17 protein-coding genes and 2 tRNA genes are annotated in these 19,988 nt (G+C 71.2%); 4 read left to right on the forward strand and 15 right to left on the reverse strand.

The genetic code is table 11. The annotated features are described in order from the left end of the window. The 5 genes from ACTVAJ_RS05520 to ACTVAJ_RS05540 form a co-directional block, all read right to left on the reverse strand. A partial coding sequence (locus ACTVAJ_RS05520; RefSeq protein WP_470386968.1) for a ClpX C4-type zinc finger protein occupies positions 1-196 on the reverse strand: 196 nt, incomplete at its 3' end. A gap of 293 nt (positions 197-489) precedes the next feature. After that, complete coding sequence (locus ACTVAJ_RS05525; RefSeq protein WP_470386969.1) at positions 490-1,146, reverse strand: ATP-dependent Clp protease proteolytic subunit; 657 nt, start codon at positions 1,144-1,146, stop codon at positions 490-492. Positions 1,147-1,195: 49 nt separating this feature from the next. Beyond that, positions 1,196-1,759 (reverse strand): ClpP family protease, encoded by a 564-nt coding sequence (locus ACTVAJ_RS05530; protein WP_470386970.1) that lies wholly within the window; start codon positions 1,757-1,759, stop codon positions 1,196-1,198. A 277-nt stretch (positions 1,760-2,036) separates the two neighbouring features. Then, on the reverse strand, positions 2,037-3,458 hold the full coding sequence (gene tig / locus ACTVAJ_RS05535; RefSeq protein ID WP_470386971.1) for a trigger factor: 1,422 nt from the start codon (positions 3,456-3,458) through the stop codon (positions 2,037-2,039). 228 nt (positions 3,459-3,686) lie between these two features. Beyond that, positions 3,687-3,761, reverse strand: a tRNA-Pro gene (locus ACTVAJ_RS05540). A 115-nt stretch (positions 3,762-3,876) separates the two neighbouring features. On the opposite strand from ACTVAJ_RS05540, the gene ACTVAJ_RS05545 reads away from it, so the two are divergent. From ACTVAJ_RS05545 to ACTVAJ_RS05555, 3 genes are all read left to right on the forward strand, one after another. Beyond that, positions 3,877-3,947 (forward strand) — tRNA-Gly (locus ACTVAJ_RS05545). 661 nt (positions 3,948-4,608) lie between these two features. Then, a complete protein-coding gene (locus ACTVAJ_RS05550; RefSeq protein ID WP_470386972.1) occupies positions 4,609-5,115 on the forward strand; it encodes an adenylyltransferase/cytidyltransferase family protein in 507 nt (168 codons plus the stop codon). Positions 5,116-5,251: 136 nt separating this feature from the next. Further along, positions 5,252-7,114 (forward strand): ABC transporter ATP-binding protein, encoded by a 1,863-nt coding sequence (locus ACTVAJ_RS05555; protein ID WP_470386973.1) that lies wholly within the window; start codon positions 5,252-5,254, stop codon positions 7,112-7,114. A gap of 40 nt (positions 7,115-7,154) precedes the next feature. Here the strand turns inward: ACTVAJ_RS05555 and ACTVAJ_RS05560 are convergent, their stop codons facing one another. The 9 genes from ACTVAJ_RS05560 to ACTVAJ_RS05600 form a co-directional block, all read right to left on the reverse strand. Next, positions 7,155-7,724 (reverse strand): (2Fe-2S) ferredoxin domain-containing protein, encoded by a 570-nt coding sequence (locus ACTVAJ_RS05560; RefSeq protein WP_470386974.1) that lies wholly within the window; start codon positions 7,722-7,724, stop codon positions 7,155-7,157. A 178-nt stretch (positions 7,725-7,902) separates the two neighbouring features. Next, on the reverse strand, positions 7,903-8,103 hold the full coding sequence (locus ACTVAJ_RS05565; protein ID WP_470386975.1) for an Rv0909 family putative TA system antitoxin: 201 nt from the start codon (positions 8,101-8,103) through the stop codon (positions 7,903-7,905). Positions 8,104-8,205: 102 nt separating this feature from the next. Then, complete coding sequence (gene mgtE / locus ACTVAJ_RS05570) at positions 8,206-9,549, reverse strand: magnesium transporter (protein WP_470386976.1); 1,344 nt, start codon at positions 9,547-9,549, stop codon at positions 8,206-8,208. A gap of 253 nt (positions 9,550-9,802) precedes the next feature. After that, complete coding sequence (locus ACTVAJ_RS05575; protein WP_470386977.1) at positions 9,803-10,906, reverse strand: PP2C family protein-serine/threonine phosphatase; 1,104 nt, start codon at positions 10,904-10,906, stop codon at positions 9,803-9,805. 453 nt (positions 10,907-11,359) lie between these two features. Then, positions 11,360-11,827: a ribose-5-phosphate isomerase gene (locus tag ACTVAJ_RS05580; RefSeq protein WP_470386978.1), complete on the reverse strand. Its 468-nt coding sequence runs from the start codon at positions 11,825-11,827 to the stop codon at positions 11,360-11,362. Between the two features lie 95 nt (positions 11,828-11,922). Then, entirely contained in the window at positions 11,923-12,066 is a 144-nt protein-coding gene (locus tag ACTVAJ_RS05585) for a hypothetical protein (protein WP_017600907.1), read from the reverse strand. 150 nt (positions 12,067-12,216) lie between these two features. After that, entirely contained in the window at positions 12,217-13,638 is a 1,422-nt protein-coding gene (locus ACTVAJ_RS05590) for an aldehyde dehydrogenase family protein (protein ID WP_470386979.1), read from the reverse strand. An 88-nt stretch (positions 13,639-13,726) separates the two neighbouring features. Next, complete coding sequence (locus tag ACTVAJ_RS05595; protein ID WP_470386980.1) at positions 13,727-13,882, reverse strand: hypothetical protein; 156 nt, start codon at positions 13,880-13,882, stop codon at positions 13,727-13,729. A gap of 113 nt (positions 13,883-13,995) precedes the next feature. Next, a complete protein-coding gene (locus tag ACTVAJ_RS05600; protein ID WP_470386981.1) occupies positions 13,996-14,640 on the reverse strand; it encodes a mycothiol-dependent nitroreductase Rv2466c family protein in 645 nt (214 codons plus the stop codon). Between the two features lie 217 nt (positions 14,641-14,857). On the opposite strand from ACTVAJ_RS05600, the gene pepN reads away from it, so the two are divergent. After that, complete coding sequence (gene pepN / locus ACTVAJ_RS05605) at positions 14,858-17,407, forward strand: aminopeptidase N (protein WP_470386982.1); 2,550 nt, start codon at positions 14,858-14,860, stop codon at positions 17,405-17,407. A 502-nt stretch (positions 17,408-17,909) separates the two neighbouring features. On the opposite strand, the gene malQ is transcribed toward pepN, so the two are convergent. Further along, positions 17,910-19,946 (reverse strand): 4-alpha-glucanotransferase, encoded by a 2,037-nt coding sequence (gene malQ, locus ACTVAJ_RS05610; RefSeq protein WP_470386983.1) that lies wholly within the window; start codon positions 19,944-19,946, stop codon positions 17,910-17,912. Between the last annotated feature and the right edge of the window lie 42 nt (positions 19,947-19,988).

Here is a 19,988-nt window from a genome sequence, read left to right on the forward strand (position 1 = left end):
CCCGGGGCTTGGGCAGACTGTCCCACGTGAGCTCGGTGGCGTCAGCGAGTTCCTCTTCAATGATCTCGTTGCACAGATCGATGCACTCATCGCAGATGTACACGCCGGGGCCAGCGATGAGCTTCTTCACCTGCTTCTGGCTCTTGCCGCAGAACGAGCACTTCAGCAGGTCCCCGCCGTCGCCGATGCGTGCCACCCAGCCACTCCTCAAAACTAAGGCCGCCCCGTCGGTGCCGCTCACGCGAACCGTTCGGAAGCCGAGCTCCCGATCCCGTCCACGACCGGGGGCCACGGACGGGGCGATCTGTGTGTCGCTCTCCGCCAGACTAAGCGAAAAACCGGACCGGCTTCACCACCGGGCTGTCCCAGGCGGGTCAAAGACCGGTCCGGCTCGCTGGATTCCGCCCCGCCGCACTCCCCCGGACGACCGGGAACGGGCGGCGGGGGCCTGGTGCGGCACCGGCCGCCCGGAGAGCGGCCGACGGAGTCCTACTTCATCGACGCCTTGCGGTAGGGCAGGACGAAGTCGATGAGCCCGTACTCGACCGCCTCGTCGGCGGTCAGGATCTTGTCGCGCTCGATGTCCTTGGACACCTGCTCGGCCGAGCGCCCGGTGTGCCGGGCCAGTGTGGTCTCCAGCTGGGTACGGATCCGGGTGATCTCGTTGGCCTGGATCTCGATGTCGCTGGCCTGGCCGTGCATGCCCTCGGTGGCGGGCTGGTGGATGAGGATGCGGGCGTTGGGCAGCGCGCCCCGCTTGCCCTTCGTGCCGCCCGCGAGGAGGATCGCGGCGGCCGAGGCGGCCTGGCCGATGCAGACCGTCTGGATGTCGGGACGCACGAACTGCATCGTGTCGTAGATGGCCATCAACGAGGTGAACGAGCCACCCGGGGAGTTGATGTACATCTGGATGTCCCGCTCGGAGTCGAGCTGTTCGAGGGTGATGAGCTGGGCCATCAGGTCGTTGGCCGACGTGTCGTCGATCTGCACGCCGACGAAGATGATCCGCTCCTCGAAGAGCTTGTTGTACGGGTTCATCTCCTTGACCCCGTACGACGTCCGCTCCACGTAGGACGGCAGGACGTAGCGGCTCTGCGGAGCCATCGAGGCCGCGCCGCCGATGAGACTGGGGTTGAACTCGGTCATTTCACGCCTTCCACGCACTGCGCCGTTCCTGGATGCAGGTCCGACGGGATCAACTCTGGGGACGGTCCGCGGTCACGTCGAGCGTCCCCTCCAGGACCTCGTCGATGAAGCCGTAGTCCTTGGCCTCCTGCGCGGTGAACCAGCGGTCCCGGTCGGCGTCCTTCTCGATCTGCTCCGGCGACTGCCCGGTGTGCTCGGCGATCTTGCCGATGAACATCTTCTTCACGTACAGGAGCTGATCGGCGAGGATCCGGATGTCGGAGGCCGTACCCCCGATGCCGCCGGAGGGCTGGTGCATCATGACCCGCGTGTGCGGCAGCGCGTAACGCTTGCCCGGGGTACCGGCGCACAGCAGCATCTGGCCCATCGAAGCCGCCAGGCCGATACCCACGGTCCGGACGTCGTTGGGGATGTACTGCATGACGTCGTAGATCGCCATACCCGCCGTGACGGAACCGCCCGGCGAGTTGATGTACATGGTGATGTCCCGGTGGCGGTCCTCGGCGGACAGCAGCAGGAGTTCACCGACGAGACGGTTGGCGATCTCGTCATCCACCTGATCGCCGAGGAAAACGATTCGCTGGCGCAACAGGCGCTGAGGCGTCTGCTCCATAAAAGGGGAAAACTGCGGCTCGGACGCGCGGGCGTCGAATCGCGGGGACTCTTCAAAGGTCGGAGGCACTCTCGTCACCTGCTCCGGAATCGAAACGGTTGCGATACAGCGACACTAACGCCGACGGGTACCGGGGTCGCACGGATACCGTGTCTGTTCGCTTTGAGCGCAGGGTGGAACAAGCACCACACGGGGTTTTCCTCCGAGAGCGAACGACGAACGGGCCCCGGCCGACCCGAAGGGGTCGAACGGGGCCCGCGGACAGGCGCGAGGGGGACTACTTGTCGCCCTCGGCCTCCTCGTCCTTGGCGTCCTCGGCGGACTCGGTCTCCTCGGCGGCGACCGCGGCGGCGGCCTTGGCGGCCTCCTCGACGGCGTCCTCGTCAGCCTGGGGCTTGTCCTGCTCGATGACGTTGCCGTCCTCGTCGGTCACCTTGGCCTCGGCCAGGACCAGGTCCATGGCCTTGCCGCGGACGACCTCGGTGAAGGCGACGCGGATCTGGTTGGACTCGACCAGGTGCTGGGCGAGCTGGTCCGGGCTCACGCCCATGCGCTGGGCCTGCTCGAACACGTACTGGCTGAGCTCGCCCTGGTCGGCGCTGAGCTCCTCCTGGAGGGCGAGCTGGTCGAGGATGAACCCGGCCTTGACGGCGGAGCGGGCACCGGTGGTGAGCTCCTCGTCGAACTCCTCCTCGGTCTTCTCCTGCGACTCCAGGTAGGCCTCCTTGGTGAGGCCGCTCTGGGCGAGCTGCTGCTCCAGGCTCTGGCGGCGGCGGGTGATCTCCTCGTCCACGACCGACTCGGGCAGCGGGATGTCGACCGACTCGATCAGCTTCTCCAGGGCCTTGTCACGGGCCGCGGAGAGCTGCTGGATACGGCGGACCTCGCCCATGCGCTTGCGCACGTCCTCGCGCAGCTCGTCGATCGTGTCGAACTCGCTGGCCAGCTGGGCGAACTCGTCGTCGAGCTCGGGCAGCTCCTTGACCTTCACGCTGTGCACGGTGACGGTGACGTCCGCCTCCGTGCCCTCGTGCTCGCCACCCACCAGGGTGGTCTTGAAGGTCGTCTCGCCACCGGCCTCCATGCCGCGCAGGGTCTCGTCGAGGCCCTCCAGCATGGTGTTGGTGCCGACCTCGTAGGAGTAGCCGCTGACCGCGACGTCCTCCAGCTTCTCGCCGTCGACGGCGGCGGAGAGGTCGATCGACAGGTGGTCGCCGTCCTCGACGGGGCGCTCGGCCCCGACCAGGGTGGAGAAGCGCTCACGGAGCGTGCCGACCTGCTCGTCGACCTGCTCGTCGGTGACCTCGGCGCTGTCGACGGTCACCTCGATGCCCTTGTAGTCCTCCACATCGAACTTCGGCCGGACGTCGACCTCGGCGGTGAAGGCGAGCTCGTCGTTGTCCTCCAGCTTGGTGACCTCCACGTCGGGCTGCCCGAGCGCGAAGAGCTCCTCCTTCTGGATGGCCTCGTTGTAGAGCTCCGGAACGGCGTGGTTCACCGCTTCGCTGATCACCGCGCCGCGGCCGACGTAGCGGTCGATCAGCCGCGCCGGCGCCTTGCCCGGGCGGAAGCCCTTGATCCGGACCTGCTTGGCGAGCGACTTGTACGTCACGTCGAAAGCGTGCTCGAGTTCCTCGAAGGGGACCTCGATGGTCAGCTTGACCCGGGTCGGGCTCAGCTCCTCGACATCGGTCTTCACGGGGCGGTACTCCTAGTTTGCCGGCTGGTGTCCGCGTCGGCCCGCATGCGCGCCACACACATCGGCGAACGGCACGCGCGCACCCCGGCCCAGTCTGGCGACCGCGTTCTCCTGGGGTGCCCTGCGACGGGCTGGGACTTACAGTTTCCTGCTGATCGCACCAAGTCTAGGGCAGACAGACAGGAGGCCACGGCGTACGGCCGAGGGCCGATGCCGCGGATGTTCTCGTCGGGGTGGCGGGATTCGAACCCGCGGCCTCATGCTCCCAAAGCATGCGCGCTAACCAAGCTGCGCTACACCCCGTGTGCCCGACGACGATCGCACACCCTCACCGGTGTGCGACCAACGCCCCGGAGACTGTACTCTTGTCTCCGTCGGCTCCACGAGTCTAGAGGAAACTCAGGGGCTCCGGCGCCACGCGGGCGTAGTTCAATGGTAGAACTCCAGCCTTCCAAGCTGGCCATGCGGGTTCGATTCCCGTCGCCCGCTCCGCTCGACGGGAGTCACGTGCCTTCGGCACCTGGCTCCCGTCGCCGTTTCACCAGCAAAGGGACCCCGGATCCCGGCGGGCACGGGCGGGGGGAGCGCCGTCCGGTGCGCCCAGGAGGCCCGGCCCCCTCACGCCTCACCCGGGGCTCCCGGGCCCGGCGGGGAGCCCCTCGGCGACGGACACACGGATGCGGAGCACGCCGGACAGGCCCTCGACGCTGACGAGGCGGGAGTCGACGGAGAGCTGGAACACCCTGCGCCGCACCTCCTTCCAGGGATTGTCCGGGATGTGCCCGCGGGCGCACCGGTGGGCCGCGGCCTGCGCGCGCCCGGTCCGGGCATTCCTGCAGGTACGGGTTGAGGCTCCCCACGTTGTTCCGGACCGAACCGAACGACTCCTCGACGAGCACCACCCACGGCATCCGCCCCGCCCCTCCGTCCGCTGCTCCCGGCGCCGGATCCGACCCGCCCGACCGCCACGCGGCTCCCGGTGATATCCGCCACACCCCGCCGCACGATGCCCCGTGAGGGCGCGCATCCGGCCGGACGGCAATCCCGGAGAGTGGAATAGCGGTGCCGGACGGGTACGTTGATCCTTCGGGTGAGCCCGTCGGCACGACCAGGCACGGGGGCCCTCGAGACTCCGCGGAACGGTGACTGGATGACGGACACGAACGCGACGGGCGGCGGCATCGCCACCCCCCTCAGCGCGCACTGGTTCGAACCCCGCGAGCTTCCCGAGCGGCCGGTCGTGGTCACCGGGGCCTTCGACGTCCTCCACGTCGGACACGTCCGCTTCCTGCAGAGCATCGCCGAACGCGGACTCCCGCTGGCCGTGGGCATCGAGTCCGACGAGCGCGTGCGGGCCTGGAAGGGCCCCGGACGCCCGGTCAACCCCGCCGAGGAGCGCGCCGAGACCATCGCCGCCCTCGGCTGCGTCGCGGCCTCCTTCGTCGTGCAGGGGCCGCCCGAGGTGGCCGACTGGGCCGCCTACGCCGAACTCCTGACCCCCCTCGCCCCCGCCGCCCTGGCCTACACGGCGGGCGACCGGTACACCCAGGCCAAGATCCGCGGTGCCGACGCCCTCGGCGCGCAGGCCTGGGAGCTGCCCTTCACCCAGGGCCGTTCCACGACGGCAGCGCTGGGCCGCCTCGCCCACTCCCTGTAGCCGCCGAAGCTCCCTGTAGCCTCCCCGGACGCCCCTCTCTCCGGACCGGTGCGCCGCTCCCTCCCCGCGGGAAGCGCTCCACCGGCGCCGGTGTTGACGCGTGCGTGGCGAACCGGCGATACGAACGAGGCTGCACATGATGTCAGGGAGGCCCTCCTACCGGGCCCTGGTCAACGACGGGAGCGCACGGGGGCACCAACTGCCCCCGGGCATCACCCGCCGTATCATCTCCTACGCGCGCCCCCACTGGCGGACGATCGCGTCCTTCCTCCTGGTCACCTCCGTGGGAGCGGGCATCGTGGTGGCCAACCCGCTGCTCCTCAGGGCCATCATCGACCGGGGCATCCTGCCCGGGAACACCTCGCTCGTGGTGTGGCTGGCCGTCGCGGCGGCGGGGCTCGCGGTCCTGGAGGGGGTGCTGAACCTCCTCGGCCGGTGGCTGTCCTCGCGGATCGGCGAGGGCGTCATCTACCGGCTCCGCACCCAGGTGTTCACCCACGTCCAGCGGATGCCGCTGTCCTTCTTCACCCGGACGCAGACGGGATCGCTCATCAGCCGGCTCAACACCGACGTGGTGGGGGCCCAGCGGGCGATCACGTCGGTCCTGCAGTCGGTGGTGTCCAACCTCATCAGCGCGACCGCCGTCATCGTGACCATGGTCGCACTGTCCTGGCAGGTCACGCTGGTGGCGCTGGTCCTGGTGCCGCTGTTCGTCGTACCGGCGAAGCTGATCGGCCGCAGGCTCGCGCACATCTCCCGCGACGCGATGGACACCAACGCCGACATGAGCTCGCTGATGACCGAGCGGTTCAACGTCGGCGGGGCGATGCTGGTGAAGCTGTACGGCCGCCCCGAGGAGGAGTCGACCGGCTTCGCCCGGCGGGCCGACCGCGTCCGCGACCTGGGCGTCCGCCAGGCGGTGTACGGCTCGCTCCTGTTCAGCCTGCTCGGGCTGATCACGGCGCTGGCCATGGCGATGGTCTACGGCGTCGGCGGGGTGCTGGCGATCGGCGGCGCGTTCGAGGTGGGCACCCTGGTGGCGCTGACCACGCTGCTCACGCGCCTGTACGGACCGGTGACGACGCTGTCCAACGTGCACGTGGAGATCATGACGGCGCTGGTCTCCTTCGACCGGGTCTTCGAGGTCCTGGACCTGGAGCCCGGCATCGAGGAGAGTCCGAACGCCCGGCCGCTGCCGGAGGGCGCGCTCCCCGTGGAGTTCGAACACGTGTCGTTCCGCTACGCGGGCGCCGGGGAGCCCTCGGTCGCGTCCCTGGAGGCGACCCCGCAGGCGCTCGTCGACAGTGACACCCAGGTGCTCAGCGACGTCTCCTTCCGTGCGGAGCCCGGCACCATGGTCGCGCTGGTCGGCCCGTCCGGCGCGGGCAAGACCACGCTGACCCACCTGGTGTCGCGGCTGTACGACCCGACCGAGGGCCGGGTCCTCCTCGGCGGTCTGGACCTGCGTGAGGCGACCGGGGACTCGCTGCGCGAGGCCGTGGGCGTGGTCACCCAGGACGCGCAGCTGTTCCACGACACGGTCGGCGCCAACCTGCGCTACGCCCGGCCGGAGGCGACCGACGCCGAACTGGAGGAGGCGCTGCGGCAGGCGCGGTTGGGACAGCTGCTGGAGCAGTTGCCCGGCGGTCTGGACACGATGGTGGGCGACCGCGGCTACCGGCTGTCCGGCGGCGAGAAGCAGCGGCTGGCGATCGCGCGGCTGCTGCTCAAGGAACCGTCGGTGGTCGTGCTGGACGAGGCGACGGCGCACCTGGACTCGGAGTCGGAGGTGGCGGTGCAGGAGGCGCTGTCGGCCGCGCTGGCGGGACGCACGTCGCTCGTGATCGCGCACCGGTTGGCGACCGTGCGGGAGGCCGACCAGATCCTGGTGTTGGAGGACGGGCGGATCCTGGAGCGGGGCACGCACGAGGAGCTGCTGGAGCTGGGAGGGCTGTACACGGCGCTGTACCGCACGCAGTTCGCCCCGCAGCGCGGTTAGCGGCCCGGGGGGGACGAAGCCGTGCAGGGGTGGGAGGAGGCTAGCCCTTCCTCTTCCCGCCCTTCGTCGTCTTCTTCCCCTTCTTCCCGCCGCCCTTCTTCCCGCCGCCGGCCGTCTCACGGGCCTTCCGCGCGGCCTTGGCGGCCTTCTTCTCCGCCTTGCGCTCGGCCTTCCCGCGCTCCTTCTTGCGTTCCCTCTTGGCGTTCTTGGAGTTCTTGGGCCGCTTGCGCTTCTTGGGCTTCTTGGCGTCCTTGGAGGTCACGTGGTCGACGAGCGCGTCGGGCAGCGGGGCCAGCCCCGGACCGCCCCGGAAGATCCAGTCGTCGATCGCCTCGACGAGCGCGTCGTCGGTGATCTGACCGAGCCACACCGGCCGTCCTCCGGCGGCGCGGCCCGCCTGGGAGGGCTGGACGACCACGACGTTGCCCTGGAAGCAGATGCCCAGGCACTTGCTGGTGCGGACGGGGACGGTCCGCCCCGACCGGTCGTCGATGGCGCTGAGCCGGGCGAGCTGCGCCTTGTGGTCGACGCCCGGCACCTTCTTCTTCCTTCCGCAGCAGCAGCCGCGGCAGACCGTGAGCTGACAGGGGCGCCCACCGATCTCGCCCACACCCGCACCGCCTCACATGAGGTTCGCCTTACCTCACCAGCGTAACCTCGCCACAAACCAGGCCTGACCAGCAGATACGGGGTATCGTTCGGACGGTTCGGGCGTGGAGGCGCCGCGGGGGCGGGCACGGCGCGCCCGTGGACCCGCCGTGCCCGCCCCCGCGGGCGACACCTCTCCCCTACTTGTTCCTGTCCTCCTCAGCACGCTTGCGCAGGTAATCCGTCGCGGCTCCGGCGCCCTTGTCGATCTTCTCGTCGTGGGCGCCGCCCGTGGCCTTCTTCGCGGCCTCGGCGGCCTTGTCGACGACCTTCTGCGCCTTGTCGGCGTTGTCGTCGACGGCCTTCTTCAGCCGGTCGAACGCATCTCCGGTACCGGACATGGAATCCCCCCTAGATCCGTCCTGCTCCTACCGCGATACCCGCTTCACCGGCCGTTCATGCGGAGAGCAGTGGCACCGGCACGGTGTGTACCGGCATCTGCCTCAGATGCCCAGGACCACACGGGCGATGGAGAAGTAGATGATCAGGCCGGTGGCGTCGACCAGCGTCGCGACCATCGGTGAGGAGACGACCGCCGGGTCCACCCCGACCTTGCGCGCCAGCAGGGGCATGGACGAGCCGATGATCGCCGCCCACGTGCACACCGCGATCACCGAGCAGGAGACCACCAGGGCGACGTCGAACCCCACCAGGAGGGAGCCGATCCCGAGCGCGAGCACGGCCAGGACGACACCGAGCAGGAGGCCGACCCGGCCCTCCTTCCAGATCACCGCCGGAAGGTCGCGCACGCGCACCTCGCCCACGGCCAGGGCGCGCACGATCGCGGTGGCCGACTGGGCGCCGACGTTGCCGCCGGTGCCGATGAGCATGGGCACGAACATCGCCAGGGCGGTGACCGCCTCCAGCGTGTCCTCGAAGACCTGCATGACGTTGACGGTCAGGGTGGCCGCCACGATGAGCAGCATCAGCCACACCACCCGCGCCCCGACCAGGCGCACCACCCCGACCGAGACGTAGTGCTCGGCGACCGGGCTGGCACCGGACTGGCGGGCCATGTCCTCGGAGTCGGCCGCCTCGATGACCTCCAGGGCGTCGTCGAACGTGAACAGGCCGACGAAGCGCTCCTCGGAGTCCACCACCGGCAGGGAGACCAGGTTGGCCTCCTGGATGAGGCGGGCGGCGTCCTCCACCGGCTCGGTGGCGCGCACCCGCGGGGCGAGCACGTCGACGAGGTCCTTGAGCAGCGTCTCGTCGTCGCTGATGACCAGATCGCTGAGGCTGACCGTGCCCATGAGGCGGCGGCCGTCGCTGACCACGGGGAGGGTGTAGATGGTCTCGGCGTCGGCGCCCTTGGCCCGCACCACCTCCAACGCGCGGCCCACGGTCAGGTCCCGGTGCAGGATGACCGTCTCCGGGGTCATGTACCGGCCGACGGAGTCCTCCGGATAGCCGAGGAGCGCCGCGGTCATCTTCCGTTCGGCGGGGCTCAGCCCGGCCAGGGCGCGGGTGGCGACCTTGGCGGGCGCCTCCCCGATGAGGCGGGCCCGGTCGTCCGGGTCCATCTCCTCCAGGAGTTCGTGGAAGGCGGTGTCCCGGAGTCCGCTGAGGACGATCTGCTGCTGGCCGGGGTCGAGCTCCTCGAAGACCTCCAGTTCGCGGTCCTTGTCCAGGAGCCGGAAGGGGATGATCGCGTCGCGGTCGGCCATGCGGGTGAGTTCGTCGGCGATCTCGTGGGGCCTGTGTTCGGCCAACCAGAGCCTGATGCCGGTCAGGTCGTTCCTCTCGACCAGTTCGTTGAGCTCGTCAGCGCGCTCGCCGTCTGCCATGCGAAGCACCCCCCTGCGTGTCCAACGCCGCGCGGGCACGCCCGCGGGCAGGCTGTGTCGTCTCGTCTCCTCCGGCGGGGCACCACCTCCCCGCGCACGGGGACGGGCCGGCCGCTCGTGTGGCGGCGCCGAGGGCGGTGAGGAGGGGCACGGCGGCCCGGGGAGGGTCGTCGGCCGCGCCGGGATTAGGGAGTCGGGTCGACCCTACCGCCCGGGGCCGCGCGGGACCGCACGCGAGGGCCCCGGCGGGGTGTCAGTCGCGCCAGAGGACGACCAGCGCGCAGTCGTCGTTCTTGTCCTTGCTGAGGACGTCGACGACCTCGCCGGCACCGGTCTCGAAGCCCCTGCCGACGACCGACTCGGCCGCGCCGAGGAGGCGGTCGATCCCCGCGTCGAGGTCCTCGCCGGGTGTCTCGATGAGGCCGTCGGTGCAGAGCATGATGGCGTCACCCGGCCTGAGCTTGCCCTCGACGGAGGTGTAGGTCATCTCCGGGATGACCCCGAGCACGACCCCCTTGGCCTCCGTGGTGCTCCACACGCCGCACCCGCTGTCGTAGTGGATGGCGGGCGGGTGCCCCGCGGAGGCGACCTGGAACTCGCCCGTGTCCAGGTCCACGCTCAGGTGGACGGCCGTGACGAACCCCTCACCGCCGCCGTCGCGGATGAGGTAGTCGTTGCAGTGGGCGAGGAAGTCCCGGGTGGGCACGGCGCCGATGAGTCCGCTGAACGCGCCGGAGAGCATCAGCGCCCGGGTTCCGGCGTCCACGCCCTTGCCGGAGACGTCGACGACCGCCACGTCGAGCCGGTTCTCCCGGCGGATCGAGACGACGAAGTCGCCGCCGAAGGACGACCCGCCCGCCTGGCGCAGCACGGCGGTCCGCCCCCACCCCGCGGGCAGTCCGGGCAGCCGCCCCTGGTGCCGCAGGCGGTCACGCAGGTCCAGCAGCATCATCTCGCCGCTGAGGCCCTGCACGCCGAGGCGTTCGCGCACCCCGGACAGCAGGTAGGACAGGACCCCGGTGACACCGATGGTGACCAGCAGGCCGGGGCCCACCTGGCCGAAGTCGAGCATGAAGGCGACGAACAGCAGCACCGCCGCGACCACGGTGAACAGGAAGGCCAGGCTCTTGCGCTTGAGCAGGAGCCCGCCCGCCAGAACGGTGAGGATCGTCGAACTGGGCGGGAACCAGCCGGCGGGACCCCACACGGCGCCCACGCCGATCCCGACCGCGAGGGTGACCAGGGTGATGAGCACGAGCCGGTACCGGAAGAGCACCTTGCGCCTGAGCACCGCTACGAGCCGCTGCGTGGTCGTACGCAGCAGCCGGGTGGTCCTGGCGGTCGGTGTGGGCTTCATGTATCCCCTGGATCGGCGCTCCCGCGGGCACGCGGGTGGTTCGGGTTCTCTCGGTCGGCCCGGCCGGACGCAGGCACAGGCTCTCGGTACCGGGCCGGACGGTGGTCGGGGGCGGGGGCACGCCCTGATCTCCGTGGCCGGGGGCGGTGCGGTCGTCGCCGCGCCGCGGACGATGCGAGGCCGGCCACTGTGCACGAACTGTAGCGCGGGGGCGCGGACGTGGCACGTGCAACCAGCGGTGTTCTCCCCCATAACCACAGGTTTAGGTTGAACCGATAACCGAGAGTAGGGTTTCGGCCGCTGTTCCTCCAGGGAGCTGGTGGGTTTTCCGGGACGATCATCCTCTCTCGGACACGAACGCCCGACCGGGCCTTCTCCGTGGCGAGGCGACCGAACCCGGACGCGAACGCGCCCCCGCGCCGGGCGGCGCGGGGGCGGACCGGGCCGGGGTACTTACGGAAGGGGCGGGAGCTGGCCGGAGTCCTCGTAGGCGGACAGCATCCCGATGCGGCGGGTGTGCCGCTCCTCGTCGCTGTAGGGCGTGGAGAGGAACACCTCCACGAACCGGGTGGCCTCCTCCAGGGAGTGCATCCGACCGCCGACGCCGAGCACGTTCGCGTCGTTGTGCTCGCGTGCCAGGCGGGCGGTGTCCACGCTCCAGGCCAGTGCGGCGCGGACGCCCTTGACCTTGTTGGCGGCGATCTGCTCGCCGTTGCCCGACCCCCCGATGACGACGCCGAGCGAACCCGGGTCGGAGGCGACGCCCTCGGCGGCGCGCAGGACGAAGGGCGGGTAGTCGTCCACGGCGTCGTAGACGAAGGGCCCGGCGTCGACGACCTCGTGCCCGCGCTCCTTCAGCCAGGAGACGAGGTGTTCTTTGAGCTCGTAGCCCGCATGATCTGATCCAAGGTAAACACGCACGTGCACAGTCTGGCAGGTCACGCGGGCGACGAGCACCGCGCCCCGCCCCGTCCGGCGCGGACGGGGCGGGGCGCGGAGTGTTCGGGAGGGTCGCCTCAGGAGGTGGCGGCGGCCGCGACGCTCAGACCGAGGGCGGCGAAGAGCGCCATGGAGACCAGGGCGATCAGGTTGTACACCACCATGGACTTGACGTCCTTGGCGAGAGGTCCTGCCTTGGAGACCGCGGGCTTGTTGCTCAACTCACACCTCGATTGGGTTCGACCAGGGGATGTCCGGTCCGCATCTTTCCACACCCCACAACGCGCCGATCACCGGGGCCGATTCCTCGCACACCCGGTTCCCATGTGTGAGAACGGGCATATCCACGCAGGTACGGACCGGTGCGACGGTCAGAGCTGGACCGACTTGACCTCACAGAACTCGTCGAGGCCGGCCAACCCCCACTCGCGCCCGTTCCCGGAACGCTTGTAGCCGCCGAAGGGCGCGCGCGGGTTGAGCGCACCGCCGTTGACCTCGACCTGTCCGGCGCGCAGCCGCCGGGCGACGGCCAGGGCGCGGTCGGGGTCGCCCGACCAGACGGCCGCGTTCAGCCCGTACACCGTGTCGTTGGCGACGGCGACCGCCTCCTCCTCCGTGTCGTAGGGGATGAGGACGAGCACCGGGCCGAAGATCTCCTCCCGGGCGATACGCATGTCGTTGCGCACATCGGCGAAGACGGTCGGGCTGACGTAGTACCCGCGCCCGAGACCCTCGACGGGGTCGGCGCCGCCGGCGACCAGGCGGGCGCCCTCCGCCACACCGACGCGCACGTAGTCGCGGACGCGGTCGAGCTGGGCGGCGGAGACCAGCGGGCCCATGCGGGTGGCCTCGTCCTCGGGGTCCCCTGGGGCGTACCTGGCGGCGGACTCGGCGGCCAGGCGCACGGCCTCCTCGTAGGAGTCGCGGTGCACGAGCATGCGGGTGAGCGCGTTACAGCTCTGCCCGGTGTTGCGCATGACGTCGGCGACCCCGCGCCTGACCGCCTGGGTGAGGTCGGCGTCGGGCAGCACGACGTTCGGGGACTTGCCGCCCAGTTCGAGCGCGACGCGCTTGACGGTCTCGGCAGCGACCTGGCTGACCCTGGTCCCGGCTCGGGTGGAGCCGGTGAAGGAGACCATGTCGACCCCCGGGTGGGCGGCGATCGCCTCGCCGACGACCGGCCCGGTCCCCGACACCAGGTTGAACACGCCCGCGGGCAGGCCCGCCTCGTGCAGGACCTCGGTGAGCGCGTAGGCGGACAGCGGGGCCACCTCGCTGGGTTTGAGGACCACGGTGTTGCCCGCGAGCAGCGCGGGGACGACCTTGAGCACGATCTGGTGCAGCGGGTAGTTCCACGGGGTGATCGCGCCGACGACGCCGACCGGCTCGCGCACGATGAGGGAGTTGCCCTGGCGCTCGCCCTCGAAGTAGCGGTCGCCGACCTCCTCGACCAGGTCGACGAAGGTCCGGAACATCAGGGCGGGCAGCCCCGCCTGGACCTTGCGCGCGAACCCGGCGGGCGCGCCCATGTCGCGGGTCAGGATCGCGGCGACGTCGTCGATGCGGGCGTTGTACAGCTCCAGGGCCTTGGCCAGGTGCGTCACCCGCTGGCCCGGGGTGAGCGCCGACCACGCGGGCAGAGCCGCCGCCGCGGCCCCGACCGCGGCCTCGACGTCCTCGGAAACTCCGGCCGGAACGGTGTCGATGACCTGCTCGGTCGCCGGGTTGAGCACGTCCAGGCCCTCGTCGGAGGCGGACGGGCGCCAGGCGCCGTCGATGTAGAGGGATCGCATGTGCCCACTCTGGCAGAACGCGATTCTGGTTGGCCAGCGTCCGGAGCCGGGCCGGTGGTTTCCCGGAGGGGCTCCGGGCCGGTCCGGGTCAGCCCCAGTGCGGCGGACGTTCGGCGACCAGCCGGGCGGTGTCGTCGGAGTCGTCCTCGCCCCAGCCCAGGGACCGTTCGTCACTGGTGGTGTCGGGCAGGATGTCGAGGTCGTCGAAGAAGTCGACCATGCGGTCGTCGTCGGGTCCGGACATGGGCACGCCCCCTGATGCGTCCTGCCGACCCGTCCGCGGCGCGGACGGGCGGATACGGGTAACGGGTACCTCCGGGCGGGCCCGTGCCCGCCCGGATCAGACCCTAGCCGACGCTACTCGAAACTCGGCCCGACGGTACGCGTCCGCTTGAGCTCGAAGAACCCCTCGACCCCCGCGACCAGGAGCACGCCGTCCCACAGCCTGGCGGCCTCCTGGCCCCGCGGCGTCGGGGTGACGACGGGACCGAAGAAGGACACGCCCTCCACACTGATCACGGGCGTGCCGACGTCCTCGCCGACCAGGCTCATCGCCTCGGCGTGGGAGGCGCGCAGGGCCTCGTCGTACTCGGTGGACTCGGCCGCGGAGGCCAGCTCCGCCGGCAGCCCCGCCTCCTCCAGGGCCGCGCGGTAGGTCTCCAGGGTGCGCGGCTCCTTGTCGTGGTGGAAACGGACCCCCAGGGCGGTGTAGAGGGGGCCCAGGACCTCCGGGCCGTGCTTCTGCTCGGCGGCGACGCACACGCGCACCGCGCCCCACGCGCTGTCGAGGAGGGCGCGGTACTCCTCGGGGAGGTCACGGCCCTCGTTGAGCACGGACAGGCTCATGACGTGCCAGCGCACGCGCACCGGACGCACCCTCTCGACCTCCAGGAGCCAGCGGGAGGTGATCCACGCCCAGGGACACGCGGGGTCGAACCACATGTCGGCGTAGGTGATCCCGTCCTCGGAGGAGGCACCGGGGTGGCTGGGGGACTGCGTCATCGCTCACTCCTCGTCACTGTGGGTCGGGCGGCCGCACGAGATCCGCCGAGAGTGGACAACCACCCGTACTGGTTGCGCATTCCGCGGCCCCGCGTGGCAGGATCGGGATCGAGTTCATGACGACCGCCGATCCCGGTGCGGCCCGCCTCCGCGGGACCCCGCCGCGGTCGGCGACGATTCCGGCCGGCGACGACGGCGGCCGTGGAGGGAGCGTGGCGTGGCGGGGAACCTGACACGGGACGAGGCTCGGGAGAGGGCTCGGATCCTGAGCGTCGACTCCTACTCGGTGGAGCTCGACCTGACCACGGGTGACGAGACCTTCCGGTCCACCACCGTGATCCGCTTCTCCAGTTCGGAGGCGGGCGCCCGGACCTTCGTGGACCTGACCGCGCCGAAGGTGCTCTCGGCGACGCTCAACGGCCGCGAGCTGGACCCCGGGGAGCTGTTCGACGGCGAGCGGCTCGTGCTGCCGGAGGTGGCCGCGGACAACGAGCTGACCGTCGTGGCCGACGCCGCCTACATGCGTACCGGCGAGGGCCTGCACCGGTTCGTCGACCCCGTGGACGGGTCGGTGTACCTGTACACCCAGTTCGAGACGGCCGACGCGCACCGCATGTACACGTGCTTCGACCAGCCCGACCTGAAGGCGACCTTCGAGCTCACGGTGTTCGCCCCCGACGCGTGGCACGTGGTGTCCAACAGCGCGCCCGACGTCGAGCGCGAGGCCACCGGCACCGAGGGGCGGGTGCGCTGGCACTTCCCCGCCACCCCGGTCATGTCGACCTACATCACGGCGCTCGTCGCGGGCCCCTACCACGTGGTGCGCGACGAGCACGACGGCATCGACCTGGGGCTGTTCTGCCGCGCCTCACTGGCCGAGCACCTGGACGCCGACGCCCTGTTCGACGTCACCAAGAAGGGCTTCGACTTCTTCCACGGCCTGTTCGACCTGCGCTACCCCTTCGGCAAGTACGACCAGCTGTTCGTGCCCGAGTTCAACGCGGGCGCGATGGAGAACGCGGGCGCCGTCACCTTCCTGGAGGACTACGTCTTCCGCTCCCGCGTCACCGACGCCCGGTACGAGCGCCGCGCGGAGACCATCCTGCACGAGATGGCGCACATGTGGTTCGGCGACCTGGTCACCATGCGCTGGTGGGACGACCTGTGGCTGAACGAGTCCTTCGCGACCTACGCCAGCGTGTACTGCCAGGCCAACGCCACCCGGTGGACGGACGCCTGGACGACCTTCGCCAACGTGGAGAAGGCCTGGGCCCTGCGCCAGGACCAGCTGCCCTCGACCCACCCCATCGCGGCCGACATGGTCGACATCCAGGCCGTCGAGGTCAACTTCGACGGCATCACCTACGCCAAGGGCGCCTCGGTGCTCAAGCAGCTCGCGGCGTACGTGGGTGTGGACGCGTTCTTCGCCGGGGTGCGCGCCTACTTCAAGGAGAACGCCTTCGGCAACACCGAGCTGAAGGACCTGCTGCGGCACCTGGAGGCCGCCTCCGGCCGCGACCTGTCGGGCTGGTCGCGCGAGTGGCTGGAGACCACGGGCGTCAACACGATGCGCCCGGAGTTCGAGGTCGACGCGGACGGGAACCTCACCTCGTTCACGATCGTGCAGGAGGCCCCCGAGGAGCACCCGACCCTGCGCTCCCACCGTCTGGCGGTCGGCCTGTACGACCGCACCTCCGAGGGGATCGTGCGCCGCGAGCGCGTCGAGCTCGACGTCAGCGGCGCCCGCACCGAGGTGCCCGAGCTGGTCGGCAAGGCCCGGGCGGACCTGGTCCTGATCAACGACGACGACCTCACCTTCACCAAGATCCGCCTGGACGAGCGGTCGCTGCGCACCGTGGTCGAGGGCGTCGGGGAGATCACCGGGTCGCTGCCGCGCGCACTGGCCTTCGGCGCCGCCTGGGACATGACCCGCGACGCCGAGATGGCCGCCCGCGACTACGTGTCCCTGGTGCTGTCCGGGATCAGCGGGGTGGACGACGTCATGGTCGCCCAGACCCTGCTGCGTCAGGCCACGGCCGCGCTGCTCAACTACGCCGACCCGGCGTGGCGCCCGATCGGGTTCGAGAAGCTCGCCGACCGCCTGCGCGACCTGCTCAACACCGCCGAACCGGGCGGCGACCTCCAGCTCGCCTACGCCAACGCGTTCGCGGGCGCGGCGCGCACCGACGCCCACCTGTCGCTCCTGCGGGGACTGCTGGACGGCGCGATCACCATCGACGGGCTCACCATCGACACCGACCTGCGCTGGACGCTGCTGCGCCAGCTGGTCGCCCAGGGCGAGCTCGGCGAGGAGGCGATCGCCGCCGAGCTGGAGACCGACCCGACCGCCACCGGCCAGCGCCACGCCGCCGGCGCCCGGGCCGCCATCCCCACCGCGCGGGCCAAGGCCGCCGCGTGGGAGCGCATCGTCGGAGCGGACCTGGCCAACGCGGAGTTCCGCGCCACGCTGCTCGGCTTCACCGAGCCCGGCCAGGCCGAGCTGTACCGCCCGTACATGGAGAAGTACTTCGCCCAGCTGGCCCCGGCCTGGGAGAAGTGGACGGGCGAGTTCGCACAGTCCTTCGCCGAGATGATGTACCCGAGCAGCCTGGTCGAGGAGGCGACGCTGGAGCGCACGGACGCCTACATCGCCGAGAACGACCCGGCCCCGGCACTGCGTCGTCTGCTGGTGGAGGGCCGTGCGGGTGTCGAGCGCGCGCTGCGCGCCCGCGCCAAGGACATCGCCGCGGGCCAGAGCCGGTCCTAGGTCAGTACGGCGGAGGCCCCGGGGACGCGGAGAGCGTCCCCGGGGCCTCCGCCGCGCACGGGCCACCGCGGCGCCCGTGGCGTTCGGCCCCTACCTGGTCGGGGAATGGGGGCTCCCCGGGGGTGGTCCTGCTCTCGGGTGCGGGGCCGTGCTGGACCGGACTCGACCACCGGGTCCGCGGCCGATCCGGGGAACCGTCCGTGACCTGGTTCGACGCCGAGCTGAACACGGCACTGGCCCTCGCCCCGGACTTCCGTTCCTTCGTCGAGGGCCTGACGGCCGCCCGTGACTTCGGGTGAGGACCCGGGCGAACGTCGACCGGCGGGGTGCCGCACGACGAGGCGAGCCGCGAGCGGGGAACGAGCCGCCGGCGACGCCGAAGGAGGAACCGCGCCGTCAGGCGTCCGTTGAGGGCGGTGGCGGGCGACGGGCGGGCAGCACCCCTGCCTCCCGGGCTCCGAACACGGTCCCAAGCGCGGCAAAGGACCACAACCAACACTGCCTAGAGCATCCGTCCCTGGCCGCCGCCGACCGGCCCCAGGGTGCGCCGGATCCGCGCCACCGTGCGCGGGTCGGCGAGCAGTTCGTCGACGAGCACCGGCTCCCCCTCCCCGCTGGTGAGCGGGATCCGCCAGTTCGGGTACTCCGTACTCGTACCGGGCTGGTTCTGCATCCTGCGCTCCCCCACCACGTCGGTGAGTGCCACCCCCAGCATCCGCGCCGGGGTCGCCACCAGGTAGGCGTGCATCGCCGCGACCACCGGGGCCGGGTCGGTCACCGGATCCACGTCCTCGTCCAGCAGTCCCAGCTCGACCAGCAGCGACCGCCACCGGTCCACCCGGGCCTCGGAGTCGGCGAGCTCCTCGGCCAGGGGCCGGCCCAGCAGACCCAAACGGTCGCGCAGCTCGACGTGCTCCCCCGACAGGAACGACGCCACCGGCGGCAGGTCGTGGGTGGCGACCGTGGCCAGGCAGTCGGAGCGCCACTCCTCGGGACCGCGCGGCTCCCCCTCCTCGTCCTGCTCGAACCACAGCACCGAGGTGCCGAAGATCCCCCGGTCGGCGAGGTGCTGGCGCACCCGGGGCTCCACGGTCCCCAGGTCCTCGCCCACGACCACCGCGTCCGCGCGGTGGGCGGCCAGGGCGAGCGTGCCCACCATGCCCTCGTGGTCGTACCTGACGTAGGTGCCCTCGGACGGGTCGGCCCCCTCGGGCACGCACCACATGCGGAACAGACCCATGACGTGGTCGACGCGGACCCCGCCCGCGTGCCGCAGCGCCTGGCCGATGATCTGGCGGAAGGGCGCGTAGCCGAGTTCGGCGAGGCCTCGCGGGTGCCAGGGCGGCTGGCCCCAGTCCTGGCCGCGCCGGTTGAACTCGTCCGGCGGAGCGCCCGCGTGCAGTCCGCCCACCAGCGCGCCCTTGTACATCCACGCGTCCGCGCCACCGGCCTGCACACCGATCGCGAGGTCGTGCACGACGCCCAGGTCCATACCGCCCGCCCGGGCGGTGGCCTGGGCCTGGGCGAGCTGCTCGTCCAGGACCCACTGGAGCCAGCGGTGGAACTCCACGAGCGGCCACCTGCGCAGGGCCTCCTCCCCCACCGCGCGCGCCTCGACGTCGCGCAGGTGTGCGGGCCAGGTCCGAAAGTCGTTGCCGTACTCCTCGGCCAGGGCGCACCAGGTGGCGAACTCGACCAGGGGCTGGCCCTCACGTTCCAGGTAGGCGCGCAGGGCGGCCTCCCGGCCGGGCGCCCGGGGCACCTGGAACAGCACCTCCAACGCGGTGCGCTTGGCCTCCCAGACCGCGTCCCGGTCGAGCAGGTCGGCGGTGCGGCCGCGTTCGCGCAGGGGGCGGGCCAGCCGCTGGATGCCCTCCCGCTGGGCGGGGTCGAGCCGCGCGTACTCGGGGATGTCCTCCACCCGGACGTAGAGCGGACTGGCGTAGCGGCGGCTGACCGGAAGGTAGGGCGAGGGCTCCAGCGGTCCGACGGGCTCGGTGGCGTGCATCGGGTTGACGAGTACGAAGTCGGCGCCGAGGTCGCGCCCGCCCCAGTCGGCGAGTTCGGCGAGGTCACGCAGGTCTCCCGTGCCCCAGGAGGCACGGGAGCGGACGCTGTAGACCTGTGCCATGAGCCCCCACAGGCGGCGGTTGCCGCGCAGGGCGCCGGGTTCGATCCGGTCGGGGACCACGAGCAGCGGCGCGTCGTGCTCGACCCCGCCGTCCTCGACGCGCAGCGTGTGCACGCCGAGCGGGAGTCCGGGGTCGAAGGGCAGCACGGAGCCGTCGGCGGTCTCGACGGTGCTGCGGGAGCCCTCAGGCAGCACCAGGTCGGGCCCCTTGCCCTCGCGGACGACCACGGCCGGGGGCAGCAGCCGCCGCCCGGTGTCGGGGGCCGGTTCCCCCGGGTCCGCCCCCAGGGCCGCCAGGACATGGCGGACCGTGTCGGGGCTGACGGACACGCGTTCGCCCCGCCAGTCCTCGTAGGCGGTCGCGACACCGTACTGCTCGGCCGCACGGGCCAGCTGAACGTCCCTCACAGCAACCGATCATGCCCTACCAGAGCCCGCATACACCGGAGG

Source organism: Nocardiopsis sp. KDC1DS13DA1, from assembly GCF_055632325.1.